General features: G+C 68.2%; 17 protein-coding genes. 7 read left to right on the top strand and 10 right to left on the bottom strand.

Features of this window, described 5'->3' with window-relative positions; translation table 11 throughout:
* Positions 1 to 125 precede the first annotated feature (125 nt).
* The 5 genes from cydC to ACFUEJ_RS02465 form a co-directional block, all read right to left on the bottom strand.
* On the bottom strand, positions 126 to 1,838 hold the full coding sequence (gene cydC / locus ACFUEJ_RS02485) for a thiol reductant ABC exporter subunit CydC (protein WP_388027390.1): 1,713 nt from the start codon (positions 1,836 to 1,838) through the stop codon (positions 126 to 128).
* Positions 1,828 to 3,549, bottom strand: coding sequence for a thiol reductant ABC exporter subunit CydD (gene cydD, locus ACFUEJ_RS02480; RefSeq protein ID WP_311277864.1), 1,722 nt, complete (start codon positions 3,547 to 3,549; stop codon positions 1,828 to 1,830). Before cydD ends, cydC begins: the two co-directional genes overlap by 11 nt.
* Positions 3,546 to 4,628, bottom strand: a complete 1,083-nt coding sequence (gene cydB / locus ACFUEJ_RS02475; RefSeq protein WP_065629163.1) for a cytochrome d ubiquinol oxidase subunit II — start codon at positions 4,626 to 4,628, stop codon at positions 3,546 to 3,548. Before cydB ends, cydD begins: the two co-directional genes overlap by 4 nt.
* Before the next feature lie 12 nt (positions 4,629 to 4,640).
* Positions 4,641 to 6,221, bottom strand: coding sequence for a cytochrome ubiquinol oxidase subunit I (locus tag ACFUEJ_RS02470; protein WP_311277865.1), 1,581 nt, complete (start codon positions 6,219 to 6,221; stop codon positions 4,641 to 4,643).
* A gap of 226 nt (positions 6,222 to 6,447) precedes the next feature.
* Complete coding sequence (locus tag ACFUEJ_RS02465) at positions 6,448 to 7,317, bottom strand: aminodeoxychorismate lyase (protein ID WP_277244191.1); 870 nt, start codon at positions 7,315 to 7,317, stop codon at positions 6,448 to 6,450.
* 58 nt (positions 7,318 to 7,375) lie between these two features.
* On the opposite strand from ACFUEJ_RS02465, the gene ACFUEJ_RS02460 reads away from it, so the two are divergent.
* From ACFUEJ_RS02460 to ACFUEJ_RS02450, 3 genes are all read left to right on the top strand, one after another.
* Positions 7,376 to 8,560, top strand: coding sequence for a folate-binding protein YgfZ (locus tag ACFUEJ_RS02460; protein ID WP_065629160.1), 1,185 nt, complete (start codon positions 7,376 to 7,378; stop codon positions 8,558 to 8,560).
* The gene (locus tag ACFUEJ_RS02455) at positions 8,557 to 9,234 is read left to right on the top strand and encodes an MOSC domain-containing protein (RefSeq protein ID WP_254661149.1); all 678 of its coding nucleotides are present in this window, start codon (positions 8,557 to 8,559) and stop codon (positions 9,232 to 9,234) included. The genes ACFUEJ_RS02460 and ACFUEJ_RS02455 overlap by 4 nt, the downstream gene beginning before the upstream one ends.
* A 94-nt stretch (positions 9,235 to 9,328) precedes the next feature.
* Positions 9,329 to 9,508: a DUF3073 domain-containing protein gene (locus ACFUEJ_RS02450; protein ID WP_010842099.1), complete on the top strand. Its 180-nt coding sequence runs from the start codon at positions 9,329 to 9,331 to the stop codon at positions 9,506 to 9,508.
* A gap of 273 nt (positions 9,509 to 9,781) precedes the next feature.
* Here the strand turns inward: ACFUEJ_RS02450 and purM are convergent, their stop codons facing one another.
* From purM to ACFUEJ_RS02435, 3 genes are all read right to left on the bottom strand, one after another.
* A complete protein-coding gene (gene purM / locus ACFUEJ_RS02445) occupies positions 9,782 to 10,888 on the bottom strand; it encodes a phosphoribosylformylglycinamidine cyclo-ligase (RefSeq protein ID WP_388027383.1) in 1,107 nt (368 codons plus the stop codon).
* 97 nt (positions 10,889 to 10,985) lie between these two features.
* A complete protein-coding gene (gene purF / locus ACFUEJ_RS02440; protein WP_388027380.1) occupies positions 10,986 to 12,596 on the bottom strand; it encodes an amidophosphoribosyltransferase in 1,611 nt (536 codons plus the stop codon).
* Between the two features lie 151 nt (positions 12,597 to 12,747).
* On the bottom strand, positions 12,748 to 13,155 hold the full coding sequence (locus tag ACFUEJ_RS02435; RefSeq protein WP_388027378.1) for a sterol carrier family protein: 408 nt from the start codon (positions 13,153 to 13,155) through the stop codon (positions 12,748 to 12,750).
* A gap of 55 nt (positions 13,156 to 13,210) precedes the next feature.
* On the opposite strand from ACFUEJ_RS02435, the gene ACFUEJ_RS02430 reads away from it, so the two are divergent.
* From ACFUEJ_RS02430 to ACFUEJ_RS02420, 3 genes are all read left to right on the top strand, one after another.
* Positions 13,211 to 14,719, top strand: a complete 1,509-nt coding sequence (locus ACFUEJ_RS02430; protein ID WP_388027377.1) for a glutamate--cysteine ligase — start codon at positions 13,211 to 13,213, stop codon at positions 14,717 to 14,719.
* A 65-nt stretch (positions 14,720 to 14,784) separates the two neighbouring features.
* Positions 14,785 to 14,907 carry a type B 50S ribosomal protein L36 gene (gene ykgO, locus ACFUEJ_RS02425; protein ID WP_033205406.1) on the top strand — a complete coding sequence of 41 codons (123 nt, stop codon included), beginning with the start codon at positions 14,785 to 14,787 and terminating at the stop codon, positions 14,905 to 14,907.
* A 365-nt stretch (positions 14,908 to 15,272) separates the two neighbouring features.
* On the top strand, positions 15,273 to 16,892 hold the full coding sequence (locus tag ACFUEJ_RS02420; protein ID WP_388027375.1) for a DUF222 domain-containing protein: 1,620 nt from the start codon (positions 15,273 to 15,275) through the stop codon (positions 16,890 to 16,892).
* Positions 16,893 to 16,934: 42 nt separating this feature from the next.
* Here ACFUEJ_RS02420 and ACFUEJ_RS02415 read toward each other — a convergent pair whose 3' ends face one another.
* Entirely contained in the window at positions 16,935 to 18,014 is a 1,080-nt protein-coding gene (locus ACFUEJ_RS02415; protein WP_388027373.1) for a diacylglycerol kinase, read from the bottom strand.
* A gap of 139 nt (positions 18,015 to 18,153) precedes the next feature.
* Between ACFUEJ_RS02415 and ACFUEJ_RS02410 the strand changes: the two genes are divergently transcribed.
* Positions 18,154 to 19,020, top strand: a complete 867-nt coding sequence (locus ACFUEJ_RS02410) for a glycerophosphodiester phosphodiesterase (RefSeq protein ID WP_388027555.1) — start codon at positions 18,154 to 18,156, stop codon at positions 19,018 to 19,020.
* Here the strand turns inward: ACFUEJ_RS02410 and ACFUEJ_RS02405 are convergent.
* Positions 19,006 to 19,362, bottom strand: coding sequence for a DUF2752 domain-containing protein (locus ACFUEJ_RS02405; RefSeq protein WP_205334158.1), 357 nt, complete (start codon positions 19,360 to 19,362; stop codon positions 19,006 to 19,008). The genes ACFUEJ_RS02410 and ACFUEJ_RS02405 overlap by 15 nt on opposite strands.
* Positions 19,363 to 19,425: the final 63 nt, after the last annotated feature.

Raw genomic sequence — 19,425 nt, 5'->3', positions numbered from 1 at the left:
TGCCCGCCCACAGGCAGAGAGCCGCTGACTATTGCTCCCTGAGGTGCGAGGAGCGATAGCGACGAGCCACGAAGGGCCTGGTGAGGCACGCTGCGGAGCCCTTCGTGGCTCGCGTCGCTCGCACCTCAGGGAGCAGAAAGGGGCCCGCCCGCCAACTCGAGCACCGCTACCGCACCAGTGTCGACCGGGCGCTGGTGGGTCACCACGACGACGATGCGGTCGGGCCCGAACAGGTCCCGTTCGATCCCCAGGAGGCGCCGCAACAGCTCGTCGGAGTCCGCCTCGTCGAGATGCTCGGTCGGTTCGTCGAGCAGGACGACCGGCGCGGGATGCAGCAGTGCGCGGGCGAGCAACAGTCGCCGCCGCTGCCCGCCGCTCATCGCATCGGCCCCACCGGTGAGGACGGTGTCCAGACCGTCGGGAAGTGCTGCGGCCCAGCGGTGCAGCCCGGCGGCCGCCAGCGCGGCATCGATCTCCTCGTCGGTGATGTCACCGCGGGCGACGCGCAGGTTCTCGCGGACCGACGTCGAGAAGATGTGTGCCTCCTCGGCAAAATAGCATCCCGCCGAACGTAACCCGACGATCGAACCGTCGCCGACATCGACCGCCTCGACGTCCCCGGCCATCGGCGGCAACAAACCTGCGAGGGTGAGGAGCAGCGTCGACTTCCCCGCCCCGCTCGGGCCGGTGACCACCAGACGCGAACCAGGTCGCAGGTCGAGATCCACGCCCGCCGCGGGACCGAGGATCTCCCGACCTCGGTGTCCCCAGCGCAACCCCGTGGTCGTCAGACGCACCGGAGACCGATACACCTCGGCGTCGGCTACGTCGCCTGTTCCGTCGGCGTGCGCCCCGTCCACCAGCGCCATGAGCCTGGCCGCACTCTGTCGGCTCCGCTCGATCTGCAGCCCGGCCTCGGTGAGCGGCGCGGTGGATTCGAAGGCCGACAGCGGCAGGAGGACGAGCACACCGAGGATCATCGGCGTCAATCCCGCCCCCGAACTCACCCCGGCGAGCGAACCCGAAGTCGCCGAGGCCAATTCGACGGCGATGACGCATGCCGCGATCAGCGACGCACCCAATGCCAGCGGGGTCGCCGCCGCGGCGGATGCCTGCCACCGGATACCCCGGTCCGTGGCGTCGAGATGCCGCCGGTCGGCGGATGCGGACGCGGCCAGCACGTCGCGACGCCGACGCGCGACGACGAGTTCGGGCGCGTGCCACAGCGCCGTCGTGGCGGCCTCCGTGGCCTCGGACGCGGCCTGCGCGCCGTCGCGGATCGACCGGGCACCACCGCGTGCGGCCAGCCACGGCGCCACACCGCCGCTGACGGCCAGCGCGAGTGCGAGCACCACGGCCGCGGGCACCGAGACCAGCGCCATCACCACCACTGCCGCAAGCGATGTCGTGGCACCGATGCCGATCGGGATGAGGCCGCGGATGAGGGCGTTGCCGATCTCGTCGACGTCGTCACCGGTCCGGTTGAGCAGTTCACTCCGCCGCAACGTGACCGAATAACCCGGTGCGCCCGACGCCAACGCCGTGTACACGCGCTGCCGCGCGGTGGCCATGGCCTGCAGGGCGAGATCGTGGGTCGCCAGCCGTTCCAGATAGCGGAACACTCCGCGCGAGATACCCAGCGCCCGGACCGCGGTGATCGCGACCGACAGGTACAGCACCGGCGGCATCTGCCACGCACGGGTGATGAGCCAGGCCGACAGCGCCGCCAGGAAGAGGGCCGAGAGCGAGCCGCCGACACCGAGCGCGAGCGCGGTGAGCGCGGGACGCCGGCGCAGGCCGAGGAAGCCCAGTGCCCGGATCAACGGATCACCGCGCATGGTCCACCTCCTCGGCCGTGCCCGCGGCTGCTGTGCCGGTGGCCGCCGGGAAGTCCACCACCCGGTCCGCGTACTCGCGGGCGACTCCCCGGTGCGCCACCACGACGACGGTGTCCCCGGCCCGAGCGCGATCGCGGAGTGCGGCGAACACGTCGCGCTCGGACGCCTCGTCGAGGTGGGCGGTCGGTTCGTCGAGCAGCAGCAGCGGCGCCGGCGAGGCGAGGACTCGGGTCAGGGCGAGGCGTTGCCGTTGTCCCGCGGAGAGCCCGACCCCGCCGGTTCCCAGCACCGTGCCGAACCGGCCCGGCAGTCCACCCAGGACTGCGGCGAAGCCTGTTGCCGCGGACACCGATTCGAAGGCGTCGCGGTCCAGCGCGCCGAACAGCTCCAGGTTCTCGGCGACCGTGCCCGGCACGATCACCGGTTGCTGGGGCAGCCAGGCGATCTGTTCGTGCAGCGCCGCCGGATCGGCCTGACCGACCGGGGTGGACCCGATCAGCACCGATCCCGCGTCCGGAGCGAGCAGGCCCATCATCGCCGCCAGCATCGTCGACTTGCCCGACCCGTTCGGTCCGGCGAACACGGTCAGCGCCCCGGGTTCGATCGTCGTGCGGAGGCGCTCCGGTGCCCATCCGTCGCGCCCGTGGATGCCGACGTCGAGCACGGTGATCGGTTCGCCGGCGACGCTGACCCCGCGATTCCCGGTGGCGGACGGCGCGGCCGCGTCAGACGGCCGTGTGATGAGCTCGAGGACCTGCTCGGCTGCGGTGAGGCCGTCGGTGGAATTGTGGAACTGCATGCCGACCCGACGCAGCGGCAGGTAGGCCTCCGGCGCCAGGATCAACGCGAAAACGCCCGCGTACAAGGACATCTCGCCATAGACGAGACGGAGACCGATCCCCACGGCGACCAGTGCGACGCAGAGCGTGGCCAGTAACTCGAGGACGGCGCCCGACAGGAACGCGACCCGCAGCGAACTCATCGTGCTGCGGCGGTGGGCTTCACCGAGTTCACCGACCCGAACCGCCGGGGCGCCCGCCCGGTTCAGTGCGCGCAACGTCGGCAATCCGGCGATGAGGTCGAGAAGCTGGGCACTCAGCCGGCTCATCGTCGCCAGCTTGCGTGTGGTGCGATCCCGCGTCATCAGTCCGACGAGCACCATGAACAGCGGGATGAGGGGCAGGGTGACGAGGATGATGAGCGCCGACGGCCAGTCGGCGAACGCGATGACCACCGTGACGGTCGGCGTCAGAACCGCCGCAGCCACCAGGGCCGGCAGGTAGCCCGACAGATACGGCCCGAGGGCGTCCAGCCCGCGCAGGAGGACAGTGCTTGCGTGTTCGCGGATCGCCGTCAGCGATCGCGGCGACGTGCGGGCCGGATCGGTGAGGACATCGAGGGCCTGAGCACGCATCTCCGCGATCGCACGCTCGGCGGCGCGGTGCGCGTATCGGTCGTGTCCGTAGGCCATCGCGGCCCGGGCCGCCAGTGCTGCGGCCAGCACGGTCAGGTGAACGCCCTGCGCGGCGAACGACCGCGCCCCGGGCGACACGATCAGTTCCGAGACGATCGACGCCACCATCGCGGCCACCACGATGATCGCCACCATCTCGGCCACCGCGAACGCCGCGGTGACCCCGACATACCGCCGCGTCGTCGGCGAATACCGCAGCAGCCGGGGGTCGAGCGGAGGCCGGGCGGTGCGTCTCACTTGCTCGGGATTCGCAACGACGGAAGTCCGGCCGGGTCCGGGATGTGCGCGACCGACAGTCGCTTTCGGAACACCCAATAGGTCCAGGCCTGGTAGCCCATCACCACCGGGGTGATGAGCACGGCCGCCCACGTCATGATCGTAAGGGTGTAATCGCTCGACGACGTGTTCTCGATGGTGAGGTTCCACTGCGGATTCAGGGTCGACGGAATCGTGTTCGGGAAGAGCACGGCGAACAGCGTGGCGACCGTGCCGGCGATCGCGATGCAGGTGAACATGAATGCGTAACCCTCGCGGCGGATCTGGGTGGCGGCCACCATGCCCACCGCGGCGACGGCGGCGATGAGCACCGGAATCCAGGTCCACGAGCTGCCGTAGGCGAACTGGGTCCACAGCAGGAACACGGCGGCCACGATCAGTGTCGGCCAGGCCAGCCGGGCAGCGTAGCGAGCCGAATCCTCCTGCAGCACACCGGAGGTCTTCAGCGAGATGAACACCGCCCCGTGGGTGAGGAACGCGAGCAGGGTCGTGGCGCCGCCGAGCAGGGCATACGGGTTGAGGAGGTTGAAGAACCCACCCGTGTACTGGGCGTCGGCGTCGATCGGGAGCCCGCGCACGATGTTGGCGAACGCCACACCCCACAGGATCGCCGGAATCCACGAACCCAGCCCGATTCCGACGTCGCACCACACGCGCCAGCGGGGGTTGTTGATCTTGCCCCGCCACTCGATCGCGCAGACCCGCACGATGAGCCCGATGAGGATGAGGAACAGCGGAAGGTAGAACGCACTGAACATGGTTGCGTACCAACCGCCGAAGGCCGCGAACAACGCCGCACCCGCGGTGATGAGCCAGACCTCGTTGCCGTCCCAGACCGGGCCGATGGTGTTGAGGAGCGCGCGGCGACGTTTGTCGGGGTCGGCTTCGGGATCGTCGGCGGCGACCTTGTCGTCGCCACCGGTGTGACTCGAACCGAGGATCGGCATCAGCATGCCGACGCCGAAATCGAAGCCCTCCAGGACGAAATACCCGACGAACAGGAACGCGATGACCAGGAACCAGATTTCTTCGAGACTCATGAGCACGCTCCTCTAGTATGCGAACGAGAGCTGTTTGGGTTCATCGGAATCGGACTCGTCGTCGGTGTGGCCCGGCGGTCGCGCATCGTGTGCGGCCGGACCCTCGATGACATAGCGCCGCTGCAGCATGAACCACACGACGCCGAGGGCGCCGTAGAGCAGCGTGAACCCGATCAGCGTGACGAGCACGGTGCTCGCCGAATGGTTGGAGACACCGTTCTGCACCAGCATGCTGATCCGGAGCGGGTCGAGGTCGTCCTCCCAGTTGGGCGCCACGACCCACGGCTGGCGTCCCATCTCGGTGAAGATCCAGCCGGAACTGTTGGCCAGGAACGGCGTCGGGATCATCAACAGGGCGATGAAGCCGAAGCGTCTGGATTCGACCACCCGCTTACGGCGCGTGAACCACAGTCCGCCCAAGGCCACGACCACCGAGCCGAGCGCCCAGGTGATCATCGCCCGGAAGCCCCAGTAGGTCACGAACAGGTTGGGTGCGAAGTTCTGGTTCGCCGGCACGTTCGGCTGTCCGGCGAAGGCCCGAGTGTACTGCTCCTGCAGTTCCTCCACGCCCTGCAGGGTGGAGTCGAAGTCATGGTTCGCGAGGAACGACAGCATCTTCGGGATCTCGATGACGTGTTCGATGTTCTCGCAGTTGTTCTGGCGCCCGATCGACAGGACCGAGAAACCCGGACCCGTCTCGGTCTCGCACAGCGACTCCGCGGACGCCATCTTCATCGGCTGCTGTTTGAACATGATCTGCGCCTGGAGGTCCCCGGTGATGAACAGCGCGACACCGGAGACGATGGTGATCCACAACGCGAGTCTCGTGACCGGCCGCCAGAGGTCGCGGGCGTCCTTCTCGAGGTCCTCGGGTGTGGCGTCGACGTGGCTCGGCGAGGTGCTGTCCGGGATCTCGGCCAGGTCACCGGTGTCCGCGGCCTCGCGGATCTTCCTGGCCCGCCATGAGTTCCGCGCCATCCACCAGATGCCGATGGCCGCGACGAAGGTGCCGGCGGTGAGGAAGGCGCCGGCGATGACGTGCGGGAAGGCCGCCAGGGTGGTGTTGTTGGTGAGCACCGCGACGAAGTCGTTCATGGCAGGCCGGCCGCGTTCGTCATCCCATGTGACGCCGACGGGGTGCTGCATCCACGAGTTCGCGGCGATGATGAAATACGCCGACGCGTTCACGCCGATTGCGGCCAACCAGATACAGGCCAGGTGCACGCGGCGCGGCAGGCGGTCCCAGCCGAAGATCCAGAGCCCGATGAACGTCGATTCGAGGAAGAAGGCGACGAGACCCTCCAGGGCCAGTGGCGCGCCGAAGACATCGGCGACGAACCGGCTGTACTCGCTCCAGTTCATGCCGAACTGGAACTCCTGGACGATGCCGGTCGCGACACCGAGCGCGAAGTTGATCAGGAAGAGCTTGCCGAAGAACTTCGTGGCGCGCAGCCACTGCTCGTTGCCGGTGACATGCCACACCGTCTGCATCACCGCGATCATCGGCGCGAGGCCGATCGTCAACGGCACCAGGATGAAGTGGTAGACGGTCGTGATCCCGAATTGCCATCTGGAGACGTCCAGAGCGTCCATATCGCCTCGAATCGAGTTGCCGGCCCCCGGGCTGCGGGGGCAAGGTCGAAACCTGCCGGGTACCTACTACTAGCGGTAGTAGTAGGTCGTAGGCGCGACGTTACGCCTGGTCACCGGGCCCTTACAAGCGCCAAAGGTCCCGCCGACCAGTTCGAAGCGGTGTCTTCCCTCTCACCCACGCGGGTGTGTGCCCCAGGCGGACGAGATCAGGTGGGGGTGACCGGGATCAATTGTCGTCCACCGAGATGGCCCGGTCGACCAGATCGGTGAACTTCGCGGCGTCCGCGGCGACCGGCATCACGTACCGGTTGAGATGGGTGACCCGCGCCGCGAGGGTCACGCTGCTCACCAGCCAGACCGAGTCGGCCGCCACCAGATCCTCGGGCCGTAGGACGTCGGTCTTGGTCGTCCAACCCTCCTGTTCCGCGACATCGAAAACCGCACGCACGGTGGTCGATTCGAGAATCCCGATCTCGGTCGGCGGTGTGACCAGGGTGTCGGAGTACACGGCGACGACCGTGGCTCGGGGCCCTTCGAGGACGGCGCCCTCGCTGCTGACGAAGATCACGTCGTCGAAGCCCTCGGCCGACGCGTGGCGCAGGGCCGCCATGTTCGTGGCGTAGCTGAGGGTCTTCGCGCCGAGGAGCTGCCAGGGCGCCGTGGCGGCGAGGTCGATCGAGAAGCCGCGAGCGAGGGTGACCACCCGGACACCGTCCGCACGCGCCGCCGACACCCGGTCGGGCACCGCGTCGACGGTGACGTACGCGGTCGGCGCCGAACCGTGCTCGCGTCCGCGGGAGTAGACGAGCCGCAGCAGTGCCTCACCCGACGACCCGTGCTTCTCCGTCCACGCCTGCGTCGCGGTCTCGATCACCGCCCGCCACTCGTCGAGATCGGGCTTGTCGAGTTCCATCGCGGCCGCACTCCGGGCCAGTCGCTCGAGATGCAGTCGGACGCATCGCGCCCGGCCGCCGCGCACGAGAAGCGTCTCGAAGATGCCGTCACCGCGCACCGCGGCCAGGTCGTCGGCGTGGAGGAAGGGAGCGTCGGCATCGTGTCGGGTGCCGTCGAGGGAGACAAGGATCGAATCCGCCATGGATAGAAGGTTGTCATGCGTCGCAGCCCCGCGCCGAATCGACCCGTAGAATCGACGCGTGAGCCGCTCACCCATCCTGACCAGGCATTCCGAGGGCGGGGCGGTGCCCGGCCCCGGCGACCTCCTCTCCGCCGACACCGCGTGGCACTACGGCGACCCCCTCGGCGAACAACGAGCCGCACAACGTGGCGTGATCATCGTCGACAGGTCCGACCGCGCCGTTCTCGAGATCGCCGGCGCCGAACGCCTGACCTGGCTGCACACCATCAGCAGCCAGCACATCGCCACCCTCGCCGACCGGTCGAGCGCCGAAGACCTCTCTCTCGACCTCAACGGTCGTGTCGAAGAGCATTTCGTCCTCACCGACATCGACGGCGTGGCGTGGATCGACACCGAGGGTTCCCGCGGCGGACCGCTGCTCGACTTCCTGACCAAGATGGTGTTCTGGGCCAAGGCCGAACCCGCCGCGCGTGCGGACATGAAGGTCCTGACGCTGATCGGGCCCGGGGCCCTCGACGGTCCGGTCGCTGATCTCCTGGAGATCGGCGCGGACGCCGTCGTGTACCAGGCGGGCGGGTTGCCCGAGTCGCACCACGAGGACGAACCGCTCGGCTTCTGGCGGCGCATGCCCCCGCTCGGCGAGGACCGGGACCTGCCGGTCGTCGACCTCGTGGTGCCCGAGTACGTGCTGACCCGCTGGTGGGACACGCTGTCCGAGGCCGGCGCGCGAATGGCCGGCAGCTGGGCTTTCGAAGCCCTGCGCGTGGCCGCCCGCCGACCCCGGCTCGGCGCCGACACCGACGAACGCACGATCCCGCACGAGGTCGACTGGATCGGCGGTCCGGACGAGTTCGGCGCGGTCCACCTGGACAAGGGTTGCTACCGCGGCCAGGAGACCGTCGCCCGCGTACACAACCTCGGCAAGTCGCCTCGACGGCTGGTCCTGCTGCATCTGGACGGGAGCGTCGACGAGCGACCCGTCCCCGGCGACCCGGTCACCGCCGGCGGACGAACCGTCGGCCGGGTGGGCACGGTCGTCGACCACCATGAGTGGGGTCCCATCGCGCTGGCACTCGTCAAGCGCAACGTCGGCGCCGACGTGGAGTTGTCGGTCGGGGCCGAGTCCGCCGTCAGCGCGCGGATCGATCCGGATTCGATCCGCGACGACGATCGGGTCCAGGCGGGACGCGCGGCCGTGGAACGACTCCGCAGCGGTTCGGCGGCGCCGGGACGCAACGGTTGAGCACGGGTGTGGTGCTGGCCGTGTGCGCGGCCGGCGACGACGTGATCCTCGAGGGCATCGGCCCCTCCGCCATCGACAAGCGGCCCCGCAGAGGGCGCCTCGACGTCGACGAACTCGGTCTCGTCGACGACCACGTGGGTAACAAGCGACACCACGGCGGCGTCGATCAGGCGGTGTACGCCTACGCCGATCCCGAGGCGCGCCGATGGGCCGACGAGCTCGGACGTGAGCTTCCTTACGGATGGTTCGGGGAGAACCTGCGCATCGACGGGATGGCGGTCACCGATGCGGTCGTCGGGGAGCGATGGGAAGTCGGCACCGACGGGCTGGTCCTCGAGGTGACCATCCCTCGTGTCCCCTGCAAGACCTTCGCGGTGTGGGCGGGCGAGCCACGGTGGATGAAGCGGTTCCTGGCGCAGGCAGATTTCGGCACCTACCTGCGCGTTGTCCGCAACGGCACGGTGGCGCAGGGCGATCGGATCACCGTCGTCCACCGCCCCGGTCACGGTGTGCGATCACGTGATCTGCTCGCCGGCGGTGACGTCGAGGCGATCCGGTCGTTGCTCGCGCAGGACGATCTACCCGCGAAGGTCCGCCGCGAGGCGACCAAGATGGTGAACAAGTCGGAAAGACGCGTCGGCGCGGCAACACAGGGTGGACAACACAAATCCTAGAGGCGCGCTAGACTGGTCCCCACGACAGAATTACTTCAAGAGAACGGGGCCGCCAATTGTTTGGCCGCCCCGTCATTGTGCGAGGGGGTCCCATATGGGCCGCGGCCGGGCAAAGGCAAAGCAGACGAAGGTTGCACGTCAGCTGAAGTACTCCACTCCGAACACCGACCTGGAAAGCTTGCAGCGTGAGCTCTCCGGACAGGGCGATCCGGTTGTAGAACGACCGGATCCGGTGGACGACTGGGTGGACGAAGAGGAGTGGCGACGCGCTTGACGCGCACACTCTTCGGGTGTTGATCTCTCGACGCCCGGGATCACCCCACATTTTCTCCGCATGAGCGGACCCACGGCGACGCGGGACCATGATTTCGTACGCACCACCCGTTTCTGATGGGTGGTGCGTGCTCATGCGCACGTTCCGGGGTGATCCCGTCATGAACAGACACCGACGCCCGCCGAGGGAATCCCCTCCGGCGGGCGTCGATGTTGTGTGTGCAGCTGCTCCCCCGCTCCAATGTCTCTGCGAGAGTTGCGGATTCACCGATCGCTAGAAGCGCGGGTGCTCCCCGAGCAGGGTGACGCGAGTGTCGTTGTCCGAGCGGTCACTCGCGCGTTTGACGGTGCCGAGGACCCAGTTGTCGACGTGCCGTGCCGTCAGCACGGCCTGCGCGCGGTCGGTGTCCTCCGGCGCGACGACCGCCACCATGCCGACGCCCATGTTGAAGGTGCGTTCCATCTCGAGCTGTTCGACCCGGCCGCGCTGACCGATGAGCGCGAAGATCGGGGCCGGCGTCCACGTGTTGCGCTCGAGCTCGGCCACCAGCCCGTTCGGGATCACACGCGCAAGGTTCTCGGCGAGGCCGCCGCCGGTGATGTGCGCGAATGTACGCACGTCAGCCTCGGCGATCAGGGCCAGGCAGTCGCGGGCATAGATCCGGGTCGGCTCGAGCAGCTCCTCGCCCAGGGTGCGACCGAACTCCTCGACGTGACCGAACAGGTCCATGTGACCCCACTCGAGCAGCACCTTGCGGGCGAGCGAATACCCGTTGGAGTGCAATCCCGACGACCCCATGCCGATGACGACGTCACCGGCGCGGACGCGGTCCGGGGTGAGCACGTTGTCGGCTTCGACGACACCGACCGCGGTGGCGGACATGTCGTAGTGGTTGTCCTGCATCAGGCCGGGGTGTTCGGCGGTCTCGCCGCCGAGCAGGGCGCAACCGGCTTCGACACAACCGTCGGCGATGCCGGCGACGATCTGGGCCACCGTTTCGGGGACCACCTTGCCGACCGCGATGTAGTCCTGCAGGAACAGCGGCTCGGCGCCGCAGACGACCAGGTCGTCGACACACATTGCGACGAGATCGCGGCCGACGGTGTCGTGCTTGTCGATGGCCTGCGCAACGGCGAGCTTGGTGCCGACGCCGTCGCTGGCAGCGGCCAGGACCGGCTCCCGATAGTTGCCCTTGAGTGCGAACAGACCGGAGAAACCGCCGATCCCGCCGAGAACCTCCGGACGAGACGCACGCTTGGCATGGGGCGCGATGAGTTCCACAGCCCGCTCACCGGCGTCGATGTCGACCCCGGCCGCCGCATACGACGCCGGTGTCGAGCTCCCGGCCGTCTCGTCGGCAGCAGCATCCCGCTCCGTCATCACCGCAGCACTCCCGTTCCAGAAAATCTCGGTCGAACGTTGTTTCCGGCGTGTTCGCCGACGGGTCATACGGTACCGGAGGGCCTACGGCACGAAATCAGGGCCGCATGACCGCGCTGACGTTGTCGTTCGGCTGGGTCAGCGGGTCCACCGAGCGGTCGCCGGCCGCGCTCGCCAGCATCTGTTCGAGGACCGCCTTGCCCATCGAGGTTTCCTTGGGCAGCTCGATCGGGTACTTGCCGTCGAAGCACGCAGCGCACAGGCTCGACGCGGCCTGCCCGGTGGAGTTGATCATCTCGTCGATGCTGATGTACCCCAGCGAATCGGCACCGATGGCCTGCCGGACCCCCTCGACCATTCCGGCCTCGGACTCCATGCCGTTGGCGATCAGTTCCGCCGGGGACGCGAAGTCGATCCCGTAGAAGCACGGCCACCGGACCGGGCTCGACGCGATGCGGACGTGCACCTCGGCGGCACCGGCCTCGCGCAGCATCCGGATGAGCGCGCGCTGGGTGTTGCCGCGCACGATCGAGTCGTCGACGACGACGAGCCGTTTGCCGCGGATCACCTCGCGTAACGGATTGAGCTTCAGGCGGATACCGAGCTGGCGGATCGTCTGCGACGGCTGGATGAAGGTACGGCCGACGTAGGCGTTCTTCATCAGTCCCTGGCCGTACGGAATCCCGGATTCCTGGGCGAACCCGACGGCCGCCGGCACGCCCGACTCCGGTACCGGGATGACCAGGTCACCGTCGGCGGGGTGTTCCTTGGCGAGTCGGCGACCGATCTCGACGCGGGTCGAATGCACCGAACGACCGTGGATGACCGAGTCGGGACGGGCGAGATAGACGTATTCGAAGACGCAGCCGCTGGGGGTCGGCTCGGCGAAGCGCGTGCTGCGCACGCCGTCGGCGTCGATGGCCAGCAGCTCGCCCGGCTCGATGTCGCGGACGAACGACGCCCCCACGATGTCGAGGGCGGCGGTCTCCGAGGCGACGACCCAGCCGCGGTCGAGGCGGCCGAGTGAGAGCGGGCGCACACCGTGCGGATCGCGCGCGGCGTAGAGCGTGTGCTCATCCATGAAGGTCAGGCAGAACGCGCCCTTGAGGGTGGGCAGCAGTTCCATCGCGGCCTGCTCGATAGAGCTGTCCGCGGCGCCGTGCGCGAGGAGCGCACCGACGACATCGGAGTCCGACGTCGCCGCCGAACTCTTGATCCCCTGCTCGCGTGCACGCGCCGCGAGGTCCGCGGTGTTGACCAGGTTGCCGTTGTGGCCCAGGGCGACGCCGGTCCCGGCGTCGGTGGTGCGGAAGATCGGCTGCGAGTTCTCCCAGGTCGTCGAGCCGGTGGTGGAGTACCGGCAGTGGCCGATCGCCACATGCCCGCTCATCGCACCCAGGGTCTGCTCGTCGAAGACCTGGCTGACGAGTCCGAGGTCCTTGAACACGACCACCTGGCTGCCGTCGCCGACGGCGATGCCCGCGGCTTCCTGGCCGCGGTGCTGCAGGGCGTAGAGGCCGTAGTAACTCAGCTTGGCGACGTCCTCGCCGGGCGCCCAGACACCGAAGACACCGCATTCCTCACGCGGTTCGTTCTCGAGATCGTCCAGCGGGGCCGGATTGATCGCACCCGAGCCGCGTGCGGAGCATCCGCCCGCCGGCGTCGTGGCAGCGAGCAGGTTCTTGTGGGCGATCGAATGATCAGGCATCGACTAGCTCCCTGGGGCTGCGAATCGGTCCGTCGAGTGGGCTGGGAGACATGCGTGAGTTTACGGGTCGGTCGGCTCCCGATGCGAATCTTCCAGCGGTGTCGACCGGCGGGTCATTCCCGACGCCCCGGTCGAGTGATGCATCACACTCCTACTCCCGGTCGCCCGGCGGGCCGATCGGGATGAGCGGCAGCAGGTCGGCGATGAGTGCCGCGCGATGCCCGGACGCATCCACCAGGCGCGCGGCGAGGGCGTCGTCGTAGGTGAGGACACCGGTGACGAGGAGCAGCCAGGTCCGCGGCGCCATCTCGACGACGTTCGGCGGCGTTCCGCGGGTGTGACGGGGACCTTCGATGCACTGGACCGCGACGAACGGGGGCACCCGGACCTCGACCGAGTTCCCGGGGGCGAGCTGCTCGAGTGTCCGGGCCGATCGACGGACGGCGTCGGCGAGGGCGGCGCGTCCCGGGGTCGGCACGGTCGGGTCGACGAGCCAGTCCGAGACGGCCAGCACCGCGGCCCGGACCTCGGCGGGGTCCACTCGCCTGCGTGGTGGCACCCGGCCATCTTCGCAAGAGGGTTCGCGCCGATGCGGATCGGGCAGTATTGACCGCATGGGAGCCGAGGTGTCCAAACAGCAGTTCACCGGCGAGGACCGGGTTCGTTTCCGGCGTCAGGTGGGTCGCGGCACGGAAGCGATCGCGCGGATGCTCGCCGACGGGCTGTTCACCGATCAGGGCCGTCCGCCGAAGCCGTTGCTCGGCATGGAGGTCGAACTGAACCTCGTCGACGAGTCCATGCAGCCCGCGATGGCGAACGCCGCCGTCCTCGAGGCGATCGCCGATCCGGACTATCAGACCGAACTCGGCCAGTTCAACATCGAGATCAACGTCTCGCCGCGACCGTTCACGACCGACGACACGATCTCGCTCGAGCAGGCGCTGCGGACGTCGCTCAACCGGGCCGAGCAGCGGGCCGCACAGACGTCGAGCCACCTGGTCATGATCGGCATGTTGCCGACACTGAAGTCCGAACACTTCGCGCATCACTGGATCTCGGCGAACCCGCGCTACGACCTGCTGAACGAGCAGATCTTCGCCGCCCGCGGCGAGGATCTCGAGATCGACATCACCGGTGTCCCGCTGACCGATGGACACCACACCGAGCACCTGCGCACCTCGACCGATTCGATCCTGCCCGAAGCGGCCTGCACCTCACTACAGCTGCACCTGCGGGTGGCGCCGGAAGACTTCGCCTCGCACTGGAATGCGGCACAGGCCATCGCCGGGGTGCAGGTCGCCCTGGCCGGGAACTCGCCCTTCCTCGCCGAGACCGCGTTGTGGCACGAGAGCCGCATCCCGGTCTTCGAACAGGCCACCGACACCCGGCCGCTGGAGCTGAAGAACCAGGGTGTCCGGCCGCGAGTGTGGTTCGGAGAGCGGTGGATCAACACGATCTTCGACCTCTTCGAGGAGAACACGCGCTATTTCCCCGCACTCCTCCCCGTCTGCACCGACACCGACCCGCTCGCCGAGCTCGACGACGGACGCATCCCCACCCTCGACGAACTGCGTCTGCACAACGGGACCGTCTACCGCTGGAACCGTCCGGTCTACGACATCCACGAGGGACAGGCCCACCTGCGCGTCGAGAACCGCGTGCTGCCCGCCGGTCCCACGGTCGTCGACACGATGGCCAACGCCGCGTTCTACTACGGCGTCGTCCGGGGCCTCGTCGAATCCGACCGGCCGCTGTGGTCGCGGATGTCGTTCAACGCCGCCGCCGAGAACCTGCAGTCCGGCGCCCGCACCGGCATGGAGTCGCAGCTCTACTGGCCCGACGTCGGCTGGGTGCGACCCGACGAACTCGTCCTGCGCCGGCTGCTCGTGCTCGCCGAGGACGGTTTGCAGCGGTTCGGCGTCTCCAACAAGGCCCGCAAGCGCTACCTGTCGGTCATCGAGGGCCGCTGCATCTCCCGCCAGACGGGATCGGTCTGGCAACGCCAGGCGGTCGCGGCCCGCGAACGCGCGGGCGAGAGCCGGACACAGGCGCTGCACGGGATGCTCCGCGACTACGTGACCCAGATGCACGAGGGCGAGCCGGTGCACACCTGGGAGGTCTGACACCCGCCTCGGCGCTCGTCGACGGACCTGCTTTAATGGAAACAATTTCCATTAAGGAGGCTCCGTTGAAGGTCCGTGCATCCATCCGGTCGTTGAAGAACCAACCCGGTTCACAAGTGGTCAAGCGCAAGGGGCGCATCTACGTGATCAACAAGGGCAACCCCAGATTCAAGGCGCGCCAGGGCTGATCGTCGAGCACTCGCCGCCCAGAATGCTATCGTCGCGGCCGAGCAACTCCGCTGGAAACGACATTCGTGCTGCGACTGCAGCATCAGGGTCCCCGCGTCGACGGGCGGCGTCGAGTAGTCACACAGACGGCAGGAACTGCGCGCTCAACTCGAGGCGCGGCCTGCCGTCGTGGCGATGATGCCGCCCGACCCAGACAACGTGGTCGTCGTCCCGCGAGATCCTACCGGCGCCCACCGACAAGTTCCCGCAACGCAATGACTCTGATTCATATTGCCGGGCAATTGTTTTCGTGGCTAGACCCGCCGGACTCGTGTACACTCGAACGTACATTCGCTGCAACGGTTCTCGGGGGGAGGTCACCGTCATGTCCGGCATCACACACACCGACGACGCGTCCGTGCCGGCTCCCCGGGTGGTCGAGTTGGTGGCTGATCTGCATCGCACCCTGGACAAACTGCAGTCGGTGGATTTGTCGCCGTGTACCGATGCCGAACTGGCCGAGGTGGCCGCGGAGACCGAACGCGCCATCGCGCGTCTGACCGTCGCCGGAGACCGGCAGATCGATCAGGTCGAGGCCCGCGACCTGCCCCGCAAGACGGGGTGCCGAACCCTCATGCAATTCATGACACACCGGCTACGAGTCTCGAACCCGATGCGGCGTCGCAAGCAGATGGACGCCACCGCCCACCGCACCAGCCTCGGCGGCGAGGTCCTACCACCTGAACATCCGTGCCTCGCTGAGGCTTTCGCACAAGGTTCTGTCGGCTCTGCGCATGTGCAGGCCGTCCTCGATGTCCTCGACCAGATCCCTCATGGAACTGACCACGATGTGAAGGTCGCGGCTGAGCGGCAGATGGCCGAGATCGCCGCCGACCACACCCCGGCTGACATCACTCAACTCGGTGCGCGGTTGCTAGCTCATCTCGATCCTGACGGCACTCTGGCCGACGATTCGGAACGCAAGAGGCGCCGCGGCCTGTGGATCGGTCGGCAACGCGCCGATGGCACCGCGAAGATCTCGGGCACGCTGACTCCCGAACTCCACGCCCGGTTGTCGATGATGTTCGCCGTGTGGGGCAAACCCGGACTCAACAACCCCGACGACCCCGACTCGCCCAGCGGACCGGCCGGTGCCGCCGACCCTGACGCCCTGGCCGCGGCAGTCGACCGCGACGGTCGCACTCTCGCCCAGACGAATCATGATGCGCTCGACGCCGCCCTGGCCGCGGGCTTCGCCGACGGGACACTCGGCACGTCGCACCGAGGCCTGCCCGTGCAACTGATCATCAAGACCGACCTCAACGACCTCATCCGCGAAGCCGGACTCGCCACCACCGCCACCGGAACCCTGCTGCCCATCCGGGACCTGATCGCGATGGCCGGTGAGGTCCAGCCGTGGTTGGCGATCTTCAAAGACGCCACCACCGTCCCCCTACATTTCGGGCGCGGCAAACGCCTCGCGACCCGCGAACAACGCCTCGTCTCCTTCGCCCGCCCCGACGGGGAAGTGTGCTCGGCACCCGGCTGCGACCAACCCGCCACCCACGTCGAACTCCACCACGCCCAGAAGGACTGGGCAAAAGGCGGTCTCACCGACATCGACGACCTCGCACCCGCCTGCCCGCGACACAACCGCATGGTCGGTGACCAACCCGGCCGATACACCACCCGGGTAGTACGCGACGGACCGGACGAAGGCCGCTGCGCCTGGCGACTCAACGCCGAACCCGGCGCACCACCCAACCCCGAACACATCAACCGCCGACCCGACATACCCAAGCGGTTGCAGGCCCACCTGGAACAGGTTCGGCGAGAGATCCACGGACGCACCACGTCCGGCGATGAGCCACGCCCACATGACGCGCGCCGATCATGGTTGAAAACCAGCCACGTCATCGACGTCCGACCACCCCGCCCAGGACCACTCACACCCCGGCCGTCCCTCGTCGAAGCGCACCTCATGGAGTTACTCGCCACTCGATGACTCGCGCTTGCGGATCACATCGCCCGCCGTCGCCGAGTGCGGCTACTTCTGCGCGCAGAGCCCCCGGCCCGTCACGAGCGGGAGGTCGAGCGCGGTTACCAGGCCGGGTTTCGCATCGACCACCGCCGCAACGGAATTGACCAGTCTCATCGCGGTGACGATCATTCCGGACACGTTGTGGTCGCCGTTTTCACCGTGGTGCCCGAACTCGACCGTCATCTCCGGTTCGCCGGAGATGGCGATGCGGTAGCAGCCGTCGCCCTCGTTCGGGGTCGGCCAGTCCGGGCACTGGTCGGGGTGGGTGCGCGTGTAATGCTCCAGCACAATGCGATCCACGCCGTCGACCTGACCGGCGACCTCGAAGCGGACCGCGGCCATCGTGCCCTTGGGGATCTCGACGGACACCGTCGAGTAGTCGCGGTCGGCCTCGACCCGCTCGACGCGTTCCACGAGAGGTTCGTCGAGCACGAGGTCGAGTCCGGCGGCGATCTGTCGCACGACACTCCCCCACCCCATCGACAGGATGCCCGGGGAGAACAGGAGCGGCGTGGTGTCCAGTGGTTGCCCGAAGCCGAACAGGTCTCGCATGACGACCGGCTGGTAGTAGGTCGAGTAGTCGGCGATCTCCTGACAGCGGATCTCGTCGATGCGCTGGGAGAGACTCGTCATCGCCAGCGGCAGTGCGTCATTCGCGAAACCCGGGTCGATGCCGTTGACGTGGAGGCTCGCGCCACCCGCCGCACCCGCGGCGGCGATCCGATCCAGCAGCGAGTCGGGCAGGATGCCATGCGGGAACTGCAGGACCACCGGTCCGCTCGACACCACGTTGATCCCGTTCTCCACGAAGAAGATCAGATCCTCGATCGACTCCAGCACGCGGTCGTCGGTCATCGCGGTGTGCACGATGCAGTCGGGTTTCAGGGCGATCAGCGCGTCGCGGTCGCCGGTCGCCGCGACACCCAGCTCACGGTCGAGCCCGGCGAGTTCGCCGGCGTCCTTGCCGACCTTGGCGGGGTCGGACACCCACACACCCACGAGTTCGAGGTCGGGCCGGGCGTCGATCCCGGCGATGGCATGTCGTCCGACGGTTCCGGTCGACCACTCGACCACGCGCAATGTCATGCGATCCAAACTAGAACACGTTCCACTTCGCCGTGCCGATTCGGCGAGATGCGCCTCGCTAGAGTCGGGAGCTGTGACCGCCACGTCGCCCCCGGACCCCGCCGCCCCGATCCACATCGACCACGACGGCCATCGGACGATGCTCAAGTGGCACCGGGGCCGGCGGCGCGCCGACGACACGGCGTTCACCGCGACCCGGATCGTCGAGGGCATGCGGCTCGGCGCGAGTATCGAGATCGATCTGGTGATCCACGCCGAGCGCGGTTTCGCCGTCCTGCACGACCGCACGGTCGACCACGCCACCACAGGCACCGGCGCGGTGTCGGCGCTCCCGGCGTCGTATCTGCGGGAACTGTCCCTGCGGGACAACCGCGGCCGGCCCGTCGACGAGCACGTCCTCCTGCTCGAGGACCTGACCGAACTCTTCGACGGCGTCGACATCGCGCCCACCGCGTCCCTCCAGCTCGACTTCAAGGAGGACGACGCCGCGCTCGATCCCGAGGCCGTGGCGGTGTTCGCCCGCAGTGTCGCATCCCACGCTCGGCACTACATCTTGTCGTGCGGCGACGCCGCGGCGGTCGACACGTTGACCTCGGCCGCACCGGGCATCCGGATCGGTTACGACCCTTGCCATCACGGTGCCGCCGACGCGGCGATCCGCTCCGGGGACTTCGACGGCTTCGTCGACCGCGCGGTGGCGGCATCGCCGGAGGCCGAGATGGTGTACCTGGAGAACCGGCTGATACTGGCGGCCGACCACCGCGGCCACGACCTGATCGGCGCGTTCCACGAGCGCGGTCGGCTCGTCGACGGGTACACGGTGACGCGGGTCGGACCGCGCGTCATCCCGGACATCAGGCGACTGCTGGAGTTACGGGTCGACCAGATCACGACCGATGATCCCGAGGCCCTGGCGACGCTCGACCTCGATGCCCCCGCACGTGATTCCGGTTCGCGGCTGGTGCGCTGGATCCGCGGCAGCAGCCGACGCTCAGACGTGCAGTGACCAGAACGGTTCGACAGGGATGTTGCGGACGACGAACCAGGCCAGCACGACCACCAACACGACGACCCCGGAGTAGCGGAGGTGCTGCCAGCTGCGAACCCGGCGGCCGGTCCACAGTCGCAGGCAATAGGCGCCGAAGGCGAAGAGCAGCAATCCCATTGCGAGCACCCCGACGGCGTTGTAGTGCAGCGCCGCCGGGACATCGCCGTGCAGCAGCGAGTAGATCGCCCGTAGCGACCCGCACCCCGGACACGTCACCCCGAAGATCAGCTTGGTCGGACAGACCGGCAGGGCACCGCCCGGTGTCGTCGGATCGGCGAACCACACGGCCCCGCAGACCATCCCGGTCCCGGCGACGACCGTCGCCGGACCGAGGTACCGATGCTTCGAAAGGGCCGACACCCG

Source organism: Gordonia sp. NPDC057258, from assembly GCF_042668985.1.
Lineage (GTDB): Bacteria > Actinomycetota > Actinomycetes > Mycobacteriales > Mycobacteriaceae > Gordonia > Gordonia hongkongensis.
The sequence above is the reverse complement of the archived record's forward strand: the minus strand, read 5'-3'. Positions and strand labels throughout refer to the sequence as shown.

Coding starts and splice junctions, on each gene's coding strand:
- purF (WP_388027380.1), bottom strand. CDS start 12,596: ATGCCTGATCATTCGATCGCCCACAAGAACCTGCTCGCTGCCACGACG.
- ACFUEJ_RS02430 (WP_388027377.1), top strand. CDS start 13,211: ATGGGAGCCGAGGTGTCCAAACAGCAGTTCACCGGCGAGGACCGGGTT.
- cydB (WP_065629163.1), bottom strand. CDS start 4,628: ATGAGTCTCGAAGAAATCTGGTTCCTGGTCATCGCGTTCCTGTTCGTC.
- ACFUEJ_RS02420 (WP_388027375.1), top strand. CDS start 15,273: ATGTCCGGCATCACACACACCGACGACGCGTCCGTGCCGGCTCCCCGG.
- ACFUEJ_RS02415 (WP_388027373.1), bottom strand. CDS start 18,014: ATGACATTGCGCGTGGTCGAGTGGTCGACCGGAACCGTCGGACGACAT.
- ACFUEJ_RS02450 (WP_010842099.1), top strand. CDS start 9,329: ATGGGCCGCGGCCGGGCAAAGGCAAAGCAGACGAAGGTTGCACGTCAG.
- ACFUEJ_RS02405 (WP_205334158.1), bottom strand. CDS start 19,362: ATGGTCTGCGGGGCCGTGTGGTTCGCCGATCCGACGACACCGGGCGGT.
- ACFUEJ_RS02470 (WP_311277865.1), bottom strand. CDS start 6,221: ATGGACGCTCTGGACGTCTCCAGATGGCAATTCGGGATCACGACCGTC.
- ACFUEJ_RS02410 (WP_388027555.1), top strand. CDS start 18,154: ATGCTCAAGTGGCACCGGGGCCGGCGGCGCGCCGACGACACGGCGTTC.
- cydC (WP_388027390.1), bottom strand. CDS start 1,838: ATGCGCGGTGATCCGTTGATCCGGGCACTGGGCTTCCTCGGCCTGCGC.
- ACFUEJ_RS02465 (WP_277244191.1), bottom strand. CDS start 7,317: ATGGCGGATTCGATCCTTGTCTCCCTCGACGGCACCCGACACGATGCC.
- purM (WP_388027383.1), bottom strand. CDS start 10,888: ATGACGGAGCGGGATGCTGCTGCCGACGAGACGGCCGGGAGCTCGACA.